Genomic DNA, 11,919 nt, shown 5'->3' with positions numbered 1-11,919 from the left:
TATATTCCTAAATAAACAAAGCGGATACTCATTAAAGAATATCCGCTTTTGCTTCTACTAAAACTACACTTATTTAACAATAAGTCTCTTTATAATTTTGTCTCCATTTTTGGTAACAAAATTAGCTATATACATTCCAGAATTAACTTTAAGTTCAAGTCTCTCAATTGATTTCTCTCCAGATTGAATATGCTTAATCAATCTTCCATTCATATCATAGATTTTTACATTTTCAATTTTGTTAACGGATAAGATTTGGAATTTACCATCTGGTGAAGGTGATGGATAAATCGCAAATTGAATATCTTTCTGCTCCGAAGTAATTTCAACTTTTTTAGAATTACTTGCTTTTGTGGAAGAATTACAAGGACCAACTAATACCCATACTTGCCATTGACCAGAGTTTTGCTCAGGGTTTTGACCGCTAGAATACCATCTATTTTCATATATATTCCCATTGTAAACCACTTGTGTTCCAGCAGTTGGATATACCCCTGAGGAAGTCCAAGTTTGAGCACCTGAACAACTTCCTCCCGTGTTTCCGCCTCCAGTATTTCCACCGCCTGTGTTTCCACCAGAATTAGAACCTCCAAATTCTATATAACCCCCACAATGCATCATTTCGCTATAAGAGCCACCACAACTTCCATCTTGATATACAGCTGTATTGGTTTCTTGGTCTTCAGCTTGATACGTTGTACCGTCTATTGTAATATAATCTACTTGCACATCTCTATCGCCACCATCGTTTGTAAACTCAACACGAACAGTTCCAGAACCTGATACAGAATAATCAGAATAACTAGTACCTAAAGTAAATGTATCTACTGTAGAACCATTTACTTGTACATTGATTATTTCGTCTCCTACAACACCTCTGGCTCTAACGGTTATATTTCCGCTTCCATTATTTCCTCCGCCGCTAGATGCATTTACTGAAAGTGCAATTGAACTTGTTGAAGCTGCTCCACAATCGTTTGTATAAGTTGCTGAATAAGTTCCTTCATTTGAAGCAGAAGCACTATTAATTGTAACTACTCTTGATGAATTTGAATATCCGTTGGGACCTGTCCAACTCCATGAACCACCATTTTCTGGTTGAGGACCAATTTCTACTTTATCGCCTTCATTTACAGAAATACTTGTCATGCCATCCCAAGAACCATCATTTATACTAACATAATGAGTTATTGTTGAAGGATCACAAATTCCGCCTCCATTACCAACTGCAAACTCTATGTAACCATTACAATGCATAGTTTCACTATAGGAACCTCCACAAGAATCGTTTTGATAAACCCCTGTATTGGTTTCTTGATCTTCGGCTTGATACGTTGTACCATCTACAGTAATATAGTCTACCTGAACATCTCTATCTCCTCCATCATTGGTAAATTCTACTTGTACATTTCCTGAACCTGATACTGAATAGTTAGCATAACTTGTTCCTAATATAAATGTATCTTGAACAGTTCCTCCTACTAAAACATTTATGCTTTCGCCACCTGCTACACCACGAGCTCTAACTGTTATGTTTCCACTACCTTGATCTCCACCACCAGAACCTCCTGATCCTCCAGAACCTCCACTTCCACTACTAGTTCCCATTGTCATTTCATAAACATCGCATGTTCCACTACTTTGATAGCCTTCTACACAAAAAGAAACTTCATATAGATTACCCATATTCATGCCTGCGTTCTCCCATGCTGCAAAGTGGTTCCCTACTGATATTGTTCCGCTGGTTCTTTTTGAAGTACGAACACTCCAATACTGTTGAAAGGTTTGTGTACCCTCTATTGAAGGTTGCTGTGTTCTTGTTGTTTCATAAATATCGTAAGTTCCCCCATCGGTAGTTACAGTACCTTTAGGAGTTCCTCCTGGTGGTCTCCAGCTTCCCCAGCTATCTACAATATAGTATTCTACTAATGGACTGGTTGTCCATCCATAAACACATAAATATGAATTTCCATTAGGTTGATAGTTTGCACCATAGGTTACGGTTTGATTCATTGAACCCGGTCTTAAACCCTTTCGCGCCAACAGATTATTAATATTGTTCCAATCTGTTGTAAATGTTCCTCCAGAACCAAGATCCATACATCCTGTACCTTGATCTTTCCAATACTCATAGGTATAACCACCTTGACTACCTGTTTCGTTATTACAGATTGTCTGAGCTGTCATTTCATTAAAACTCATGAATAAAAAAGCAAAAGACAGAAGCGCTTTAATACTTGTTTTTAAAAAGTTTGTTTTCCCTCTTGCTTGCTTAATGCAAACACAAGAAACAAGTTTTGAAGACCTATCAATTGCCAGATTGATAAGTTTTCCATTGTAATTGTTTTTCATGTTTTGGTTATTTAGTTTAGTTTAATCTTGTATGCAAATTATAAGAAAAATATGATATATGCAACCGATTGCGTATACTTTTTTAACATTTATTTCAATTTTTATGTTAATATTTCATGTGTTTTATACTATTTGTGTACTATAATCGCTAAAACTACAATGTGAAAAAATATTATAAAATTTCATTTTGAAAGTATATTCATGTCTATTAATCCAAAAGAGGGCCTTAGCACTTCAAACAAAACCATTACTTTTATGAGAAATTTTTAATCATGAAAGATCTTATCTTCGGAATACTTTTTTTAAGCTTGGTTATATCTTGTCAAGATAACAAGAACAAAAAATCAGTTTTAAATTCCCATTTTAATAACCCTATTTTTGCTGGTGATTATCCAGACCCAAGTATATTAGTAGATAACGATGATTATTATGTAGTACATTCTTCATTTGAATATTACCCTGGTTTAACCATTTGGCACTCTAAAGATTTGGTTAATTGGAAACCTGTAAAAAATACCCTTAAAAAATATGTAGGATCTGTATATGCACCAGACTTAATAAAGTATGACAACAAATACTATATTTATTTTCCTGCTAATGGTACTAATTATGTTATTCTAGCAGATGCTATTGATGGTGATTGGTCTGACCCAATTGACTTAGAAATTGGAAATATAGATCCAGGACATGTTGTAGACGATTCTGGAAATAGATATTTATATTTTAGTAATGGTGGCTATGTACCCTTATCCAAGGATGGGTTAACAGTAACTGGAGAGCTTCAACCTTCTTATTCTGGGTGGCCAATACCCGAAGCATGGAGTATTGAATGTTTTTGTTTGGAAGGTCCTAAACTTTTTAAAAAAGGCGATTACTATTATTTAACCGTTGCTGAAGGCGGTACTGCAGGACCAGCTACAGGGCATATGGTTATATCAGCGCGATCAAAATCTGCACTTGGACCTTGGGAAAACTCACCATACAACCCAATTATTCGTACAGAAAACTTCAATTCAAGATGGTGCTCTTTAGGTCATGCTACAATTTTTGAAGACAAGACGAATAACTGGAACATGATTTTACATGCCTATGAAAAAGATCATTATAATATGGGAAGACAAAGCCTTTTAGCTCCTATTGAATGGACTGAAGATGGTTGGTTTAAATTACCTGATGATTTTGATATTCAGGGAACACCTCAAATGTCTTCTTTTTCTAAAAACTTTTCTTTAAGTGATCATTTTGATGGGAATACCTTAAAACCACAATGGCACTTCTTTAAAGCGTTTGATGAGAATCGCGTCAATATTGCCAATAATACATTAGAAATACAAGCCAAAGGAAACTCCGTTGCAGAAAGCTTACCTCTTTTAGTTGTTCCTTCAAATCATTCTTATACCGCGCAAATTGAAGCGATTATTGAAGGCGATGCTACTGCAGGATTTATATTGTTTTATGATGAGCGCGCTTACTCTGGTATATTGGCAAATAGTACTGATATTTTAGCTAACTTAAGAGGTTGGCAATTTACTACAGAAGAAAATGTTATTGATAAACATGTGTTTTTAAAGATAAAAAATACTAACAACATTGTAGATATGTTTTACAGTCTTGATGGTGAACATTGGAAAAAAATTGAAAGTTCTTTAGATGTAACTGCTTTTCATCATAATGCTTTAAACGGTTTCTTAAGCCTGAGACTTGGTTTGGCTTCTTATGGAGATGGTAAGGTAAAATTTAAAAATTTTATTTACGAGAATTTGTAATAGCATCTTTCTATTAATTCAAACTTCTAAAGGCATTTGGTGTATGCCCTACTCTATTTTTAAACAACCTAATAAAGTGCTGCGGGTATTTAAACCCTAATTCAAAAGCAATTTCGTTTATAGATTTATCTGGAATAAAAAGTTTGTTTTTGGCAACATCAATAATTTTATTTTGAATGTATTCCTGTGCCGATTTACCCGTTTCTTTTTTAATAACATCTCCAAAATAATTTGGTGACAAATGAAACTTGTCTGCAAAATAAGCTACAGAAGGAATCCCTACGGTTTCTGGTGCATCGGAAGAAAAAAAGGTATTCAACTCGGTTTCAAATTTTTCTAAAATTCCTTGATTTGCAACCTCTCTGGTAATAAACTGCCTATCATAAAAACGATCGCAATAGTTTAAAAACAGTTCGATATTTGAAACGATTAATTTTTTACTGTGTTTATCAAGATTCTGTTCTAATTCAAACTGAATTTTCTCAAACAAGCTCAGAATTATTTGCCGCTCTCGAGTGGATAAGTGCAAAGATTCATTTGACAAATATGAGAAAAATCCATAGCTTAAAATCTTATTCCCTAAATCCGTTCTCAACAACAAATCGGGGTGAAATAACAATGCGTAACCTTTTGGAACATAATCGGGTTCGTAACCGCCCAATTCAACCGTTTGATTTGGAGCCATAAAAACCAGCGTGCCTTCATCATAATCATAAGGTTTGCCCCCATAACGCAATTTGCAACCCTTGGTATCCTTTAAAAAAACAGCATAGCATTTGTAATGAAATGCATTGTAACTTCCTGGGGAGTAATGTTCTTTACTTACTTTATCAAAATCAACAATACAAACCAAAGGGTGAAGCACTTCATAGTTTCTTAGTTTGCAATAATCTGAAACAGAATTGATGTACAGGATATTTTCCATTGCGCTATTGAATTTTGATTAAATATACCATAAAACCACACAGTTTTTTTACATATATTATAATATCCGTAATAATGGTAATATAATCCGTAATTTGTATACTCGAATTATCAGTATAAATCTTCATTTTTGTTAAAACACTTTTGTTCATCATGAAATATCTAACAATATTTCTTTCCTTATTTATAGTAACTCAAAACTGTGAACTCAATGCTCAAAATAATTCTATCGAAAAAAATTTAAATAAGAAGGAAAAAGCAATTGTAGCCATTGCTTCATTAACAGCAAAAGGCGATTTGGAAAATCTTAAAGGTGCTTTAACCTATGGTTTAGAAGCTGGTTTAACTGTGAACGAAATAAAAGAAGTCATGGTGCATTTATATGCTTACAGTGGCTTCCCACGTAGCATTCTTGGGTTGCGAACTTTCAAATCTGTACTTGAAGAAAGAAAAGCGAAAGGGATAACCGACACATTAGGCAAAGAGGCATCAACCGTTTTAGACAATCGTTCTAAATACGATCGTGGTAAAGAAATCTTGGAAAAGCTTGTAAATAGACCCATAAATGGCCCAAAAGCAGATTATGCTGAATTTTCACCTATTCTAGAAGTGTTTTTAAAAGAACATCTCTTTGCAGATATTTTTGAGCGTGACATCTTAAACTACAAACAACGGGAATTGGTTACTGTTACGGTTTTGATAACATTGGGTGATTTAGAGCCAATGCTGAAAAGCCATATGAATATTTGCATGCTTCAAGGAATTACCTCCAATCAACTTCAAGAATTATTACAAGTGATAGAAATACATGTTGACACTAGAAAAATAACTGCTGCAAAACAGGTTTTAGATGAATTACTTGAAACTAATACGCTTTCCAATACTGAAATAACAGAAAATGAACCTATGAAAGCAACAACTTCAAAACTCATTTTTCCAAAAGGCAAAAAAATAACAAATACTAATTTTACAGGTAACGCCTATTTAACAGTTTTGATTCAAGCTGATAGCATCAACAAAAATGCTGTGGGTAGTGTTACTTTTGAACCTAACGCCAGGACCAATTGGCATTTGCACCCAAATGGACAAATTATTTTAGTTCTTGATGGTGAAGGCTATTATCAAGAAAAAGGCAGTCCTAAAAAAACAATTCACAAAGGTGATGTGGTTAAATGTCCTGCGAATGTTCCACATTGGCATGGTGCAAGTCCTAATTCAGAATTTATCCAAATTGCTATTACAAGTAGAGTTAGCGGGCCTACTGAATGGCTTAACCCTGTTACCGAAGAAGAATACAACAAACAATAAAAATATAATTTTTAAATAATAAACAAAATGAAAAATCTAATTATCAAACTCAGTTTAATTGTCCTTTGTACCACATGGTCTTACGCCCAAACAGCTACGGTAGAACAAGAAATAATTGAGCTTTCTAAAAATAAATGGCAATGGATGGCAGATAAAAATGTTGATAAGCTTACTACACTATTTGATAATAAATCAAAGTTTGTTCACATGAGCGGAACTTGGAAAAAAGAAAGAGAACTTGAGATTATTGAAACTGGAAGCATTTGGTATAAAAAAGCCGATGTTCATGAGGTAAGCGTAGAGGTATTTGGGGATACAGCCATACTTTGGAACCGCATTACCTTACTAGCCCATGTTCGTGGAAATGATGTATCGACTGAGTTTACCGTAACCGAGGTTTATAAAAAGGATAATGCTAATTGGAAATTGCTAGATCTAACATTTAGTAGTGTGAGAGACACACACATTATTGAAAAGTAATTCTACTTAATAAAAACCATATAGATGAAATCAATAATAATAGGCTTTGTACTATTTTTAATAGTAGTTCCTTTAACTTTTGCACAAACCACAGAACTTCAAAAAGAAATCATCCAATTATCAAAAAACAAATGGGATTGGATGTCAGAAAAAAAAGTAGATATTTTGGAAACCTTTTTCCATGAAAAATCGGTTTTTGTGCACATGGGCGGAAGTTGGGGAAAAGAACGGGAACTTAATATTATACAAAGTGGCGGCATTTGGTATAAAAAAGCCGAAATTCATGAAGTGTCAGTAGAGGTAATTGATAATACAGCAATTTTGTTGAACAGAATTACTTTACTCGCTGAAGTTGGTGGCAACGAGGTAAAAAACCCATTTATGGTTACAGAAATTTATGTAAATTGTAATGACAGTTGGAAATTGGGTTCGCTTTCATTTACCAAATTACTTACACCTAATGGTAATAATTAAGCTAGACAAGCTAAATCTTGTTATTTATTTTATCAAAAAAATTGTAATTTAACAAAGTACTTAATATTTATTTATCATGGCTAAATATCTACTAAACATTAACGGCAAACAAAACGAAATAGAAGTTGACCCCAGTACACCCATACTTTGGGTATTGAGAGACCATCTTAAACTTAATGGCACAAAATACGGTTGCGGTATAGCTATGTGTGGAGCTTGCACAATTCATTTGGAAGGAATAGCGGTTCGCTCCTGTCAAGTAACTGTTTCTATGGTAGGTAACCAAAAAATTACAACCATAGAAGGATTGTCAGAAAATGGCGACCACCCCATACAAAAAGCTTGGATTGAACATGATGTCCCACAGTGCGGTTATTGTCAATCAGGTCAAATAATGACTGCCAGTGCTTTTTTAAAAAACAACACTAATCCTAGTGATGATGAAATTGAAGCAGCAATGCATGGCAACATATGCCGATGTGGAACTTATACAAGAATAAAAGCAGCGATTAAAACTGCAGCGAAATCATCATAATTAGGGTGATTTATATCTCAAAATCCATCTAAACTCTAAAACACATAAAAATGGCTACTATAAAAACATCCATTGGAAGACGATCATTTTTAAAATCCACCGCACTGGCTGGTGGAGGATTGATAATAGGTTTCAACTGGCTTACATCCTGTCAATCCAAGACGGAGAAAGAAATTTTAGCCATGCCCAAAGAATGGTTCGAAATAAATTCCTATTTAAAAATTGGAGATAATGGTTTAGCAACTATTTACACACCAAACCCTGAATTTGGTCAAAATGTTAGAACTTCTATGCCAATGCTAATTGCTGAAGAACTAGATATGGATTGGAAAAACGTAATTGTTGAGCAAGCACCCTTTCATCAAACAAAGTATGGTTTTCAATTTACTGGAGGTAGTCAAGGTATACGGTCAAGATGGGAACCACTTAGAATGGCTGGAGCAACAGCAAAACACATGTTAAAAAAAGCTGCAGCAAATGCATGGGAAGTGCCTTTAGAAGAGATTACAACAGAAAATGGAATTTTAAAACATAATACAAGTGGCAAGAGTGCCGGTTATGGAGAAATGGCTTCGGCTGCTTCTACAATTGAAATACCAGAGGAAGTGGAGTTAAAAAACATCAAAGACTTCAACATTATAGGTAAATCGAAAAAAAATGTTGATGTTGAAAACATTGTTACGGGCAAACCCATTTTTGGGTCTGATTATCAAAAAGATGGTATGCTAATTGCCATGATAGCACATCCTCCTGCGTTTGGAATGACTTTAGAATCTGTAGATAGTTCTATTGCCAAAGCAATGCCTGGGATAAAAGATGTTTTAACCATAAAAACTTATAAAGATGATTTTTCTAAAGGTTATTTCGATGAGAACGCTTTCCCTGAAATTGTTGCTATTATAGGAAATTCTACATGGGAGGTAATGCAAGCCAAAAAAGAATTGAGAGTAGTTTGGAAACCCATAGCTGCAAAAACTAAAACAATAAATAGATTTGGTAGAAACATAACTAAAAACACTCCTGCTGGTTTAGAATCTACAGATAGCCATAATACACGTATTCGAGAATTTGCAAGTAAATCAGCCAATGTAGTAAGGAAAGATGGTAACCCTGAAAATGCTTTTAACAAAGCCTCTAAAATATTGGAGAGAAGTTATACAGCACCCTACTTAGCGCACAACTCGATGGAAACATTAAATGCATTTGCGGACGTTGGGGAAAACCACGCTAAAATATTAGCACCACTTCAAATTCCCTCATTAATAATTCCAGCCTTAGCCAGTAGTTTGGGCATTCCAGAAGAAAACATAGAAATGGAAATACCTAGAATGGGAGGTGGTTTTGGGCGTAAAGCTTACGCACATTATGTTGTTGAAGCTGCTTTAATTTCTCAAAAGATTAAATCTCCTGTAAAATTAATTTATTCCCGTGAGGATGATATGACACAGGGTATCTATAGACCAACATATCAAGTTACATATAAGGCAGCACTAGATGAAAATAATAACTTAACAGCATTACATGTAAAAGCTGGTGGTATTCCTGAAAGTCCTTTGTTTGCAAATCGATTTCCAGCTGGAGCTATTGATAATTATTTAGCCGAAGAGTGGTCAATCGATTCGAATATATCTACAGGAGCTTTTAGAGCCCCTCGTTCTAACTTTATGGCTTGTGCAGAACAATCTTTCTTAGATGAAGTCGCAGAATTGGCAGGAAAAGACCCAATAAATTTTAGATTGGAATTACTGCAACGCGCAAAGAATACCCCTGTTGGCGAAAATAATGATTATGACCCTGAGAGATATGCTGGAGTTTTAAAATTAGTTAGGGAAAAATCTAACTGGAATTTAAACCAAGAAAATGTAAACAGAGGTATCTCCGCATATTTTTGCCATAACAGTTATGCTGCACAAGTAATGGATATGGTAATAAAAAATGGTAAACCTAAGGTACTGAAAGTATATTGTGCCATTGATTGTGGCATTGTTGTAAACCCAGATGCTGCAAAAAATATGGCAGAAGGTGCCATAGTGGATGGAATTGGCAATGCACTTTATGGAAAACTAACGTTTAGCAATGGCGAGCCACAAAAATCAAATTTTAATAACTATCGTATGATTCGTCATAGTGAGGCTCCCGAATCTATTGAAGTTCATTTTGTAGAAAATGATATCAACCCAACAGGATTAGGGGAACCACCATTCCCTCCTACCTTTGGTGCTTTAGCAAATGCCCTATATAAGACTACAGGAAAACGTCATTATAATCAACCATTCTCTGAAGATGTTTGATTTATAAGTTCCAAAATCGGTTAAAAAAAAACAATTTAAACTTACATAAGGTAAGAAGATTTTTTTTGCAATTTTTATATTGCACCCATGGTATCTAATGCTCAAGAAACATCAATATATTATTGATAAAATTTAAGGCTATATTAAAGTTACCAACTATGGCATTTCATTAGTACCCACTTTTTCATTAGACGATCAATAAGCTCAGTTCAATTTAAAACTCCCAAAAAAGATTTTACGTTTACTTTACAATACATATTGAACAAGAAATTAAATTCAGATATTGTTTCTGATGATTATGTATGGAATATTTCGTTGGTTTATAGTTTTGGATAGATTTAAACATCTATTTTATCAAATCCTTAACCGCATCAAAATCCAACCCGCCGTAGTTACCTGAACTCATTAATAAAAGTGCTTTGTTATCAAAACTTTGAGAGAATAAAAAGTCTTTAAAATCGTCTGGATTTGTGTAAATAATTAAATCGTCACGCTCAAACGCATTGGCTATTTGTTCGTGTGTAACTTCTTCTAACTTTTTTATTTCTACAGCATGTGGTGAGTAGAATACTACTGCAACATCGGCAGCATCCAAAGCACCTTTGTACTCTTTTAAAAACTCCGCGTTTAAACTGCTGTAAGTGTGCAGTTCTAAACATGCCACCAAAGTTCTGTTTTGGTATTGTTCTTTAACCGCTTTAGTTGTTGCTTCCACCTTACTTGGTGAATGTGCAAAGTCTTTGTAAGCCACACTGTTTTTACTTTCAGCGATTTTTTCTAAACGCTTGCTTGCACCTTTAAAAGTTGCAATGGCTTCATAAAAATCGTCTTCATCAATGCCCATATGCTGGCAAATCCATTTGGCTCCTGCAAGATTATTTAAATTATGTGCTCCAAAAACTTCTATTGGTAATAATCCTTCTGGAGTTTCAAGAAATGTTTGTCCGTTTTCAACAGTGTATTCTGGTGTTTGATATGCTATTTTTCTAATAGTATTTTCGCTGGCTTCAACAACACGTTTTACTTCTGGGTCTTCTTCGTTGTAATTTATACTACCTCCATTTACAATAGAATCTACAAATATTTTAAACTGTTCTACGTAATTATCGTAAGTTGGAAACACGTTAATATGATCCCAAGCAATACCACTTAGTAAAGCAATATTGGGTTTATATAAATGAAATTTTGGACGTCTATCTATTGGTGAGCTTAAATACTCATCGCCTTCAAGCACTATAAAATCATTGTTTTCGGTAAGCTTCACCATAACATCAAAACCCTCTAGTTGTGCGCCAACCATATAATCTACATCTCTATCATGATAATGCATAACATGCAAAATCATAGAAGTTATAGTAGTTTTACCATGACTTCCGCCTATTACAACTCTTGTTTTGTGTTTACTCTGTTCGTACAAAAACTCAGGATAACTGTAAATTTTTAAGCCTAATTCTTGAGCTTTTAGCAACTCTGGATTATCGGCTTTAGCATGCATCCCTAAAACCACAGCATCTAAGTTTGAAGTGATTTTTTCTGGAAACCAACCAAACGTTTCTGGTAATAAGCCTTTGGCTTTTAATCTTGATTTTGAAGGGTCGAAAATTGTATCGTCACTTCCTGTTACCTGATATCCTTTGTTGTGTAATGCCAACGCTAAATTGTGCATTGCAGCGCCACCTATAGCTATAAAATGTACGTTCATTTGTTGTTTTTGAATGCTTTCAAATATACTTTATTTGCCACGAATACACGAATGTTTTTATTTGAAAACTGAAATGTAAATGGATTA

Annotated in this window: 9 protein-coding genes; 6 read left to right on the top strand and 3 right to left on the bottom strand. The window is 34.4% G+C overall.

Features of this window, described 5'->3' with window-relative positions; translation table 11 throughout:
• Positions 1–69: 69 nt before the first annotated feature.
• The gene (locus MBM09_RS04295) at positions 70–2,352 is read right to left on the bottom strand and encodes a glycoside hydrolase family 11 protein (RefSeq protein WP_238675625.1); all 2,283 of its coding nucleotides are present in this window, start codon (positions 2,350–2,352) and stop codon (positions 70–72) included.
• A gap of 272 nt (positions 2,353–2,624) precedes the next feature.
• Between MBM09_RS04295 and MBM09_RS04290 the strand changes: the two genes are divergently transcribed.
• Positions 2,625–4,118, top strand: a complete 1,494-nt coding sequence (locus tag MBM09_RS04290) for a family 43 glycosylhydrolase (RefSeq protein WP_238675624.1) — start codon at positions 2,625–2,627, stop codon at positions 4,116–4,118.
• 13 nt (positions 4,119–4,131) lie between these two features.
• Here the strand turns inward: MBM09_RS04290 and MBM09_RS04285 are convergent, their stop codons facing one another.
• The gene (locus MBM09_RS04285) at positions 4,132–5,043 is read right to left on the bottom strand and encodes an AraC family transcriptional regulator (RefSeq protein WP_238675623.1); all 912 of its coding nucleotides are present in this window, start codon (positions 5,041–5,043) and stop codon (positions 4,132–4,134) included.
• A gap of 152 nt (positions 5,044–5,195) precedes the next feature.
• Here MBM09_RS04285 and MBM09_RS04280 point away from each other — a divergent pair, with 152 nt between their 5' ends.
• From MBM09_RS04280 to MBM09_RS04260, 5 genes are all read left to right on the top strand, one after another.
• The gene (locus tag MBM09_RS04280; protein ID WP_238675622.1) at positions 5,196–6,350 is read left to right on the top strand and encodes a carboxymuconolactone decarboxylase family protein; all 1,155 of its coding nucleotides are present in this window, start codon (positions 5,196–5,198) and stop codon (positions 6,348–6,350) included.
• Positions 6,351–6,377: 27 nt separating this feature from the next.
• Positions 6,378–6,830 carry a nuclear transport factor 2 family protein gene (locus MBM09_RS04275; RefSeq protein ID WP_238675621.1) on the top strand — a complete coding sequence of 151 codons (453 nt, stop codon included), beginning with the start codon at positions 6,378–6,380 and terminating at the stop codon, positions 6,828–6,830.
• Between the two features lie 24 nt (positions 6,831–6,854).
• Positions 6,855–7,304 (top strand): nuclear transport factor 2 family protein, encoded by a 450-nt coding sequence (locus tag MBM09_RS04270; RefSeq protein WP_238675620.1) that lies wholly within the window; start codon positions 6,855–6,857, stop codon positions 7,302–7,304.
• Between the two features lie 76 nt (positions 7,305–7,380).
• Positions 7,381–7,839, top strand: a complete 459-nt coding sequence (locus tag MBM09_RS04265; protein WP_238675619.1) for a (2Fe-2S)-binding protein — start codon at positions 7,381–7,383, stop codon at positions 7,837–7,839.
• 50 nt (positions 7,840–7,889) lie between these two features.
• Positions 7,890–10,130: a xanthine dehydrogenase family protein molybdopterin-binding subunit gene (locus MBM09_RS04260; protein ID WP_238675618.1), complete on the top strand. Its 2,241-nt coding sequence runs from the start codon at positions 7,890–7,892 to the stop codon at positions 10,128–10,130.
• A 346-nt stretch (positions 10,131–10,476) separates the two neighbouring features.
• Here the strand turns inward: MBM09_RS04260 and murC are convergent, their stop codons facing one another.
• Entirely contained in the window at positions 10,477–11,832 is a 1,356-nt protein-coding gene (gene murC / locus MBM09_RS04255) for a UDP-N-acetylmuramate--L-alanine ligase (RefSeq protein ID WP_238675617.1), read from the bottom strand.
• Positions 11,833–11,919 lie beyond the last annotated feature (87 nt).

It is taken from the genome of Flaviramulus sp. BrNp1-15 (genome assembly GCF_022259695.1).
GTDB lineage: Bacteria > Bacteroidota > Bacteroidia > Flavobacteriales > Flavobacteriaceae > BrNp1-15.
This window is presented reverse-complemented; position numbering and strand designations above follow the sequence as displayed.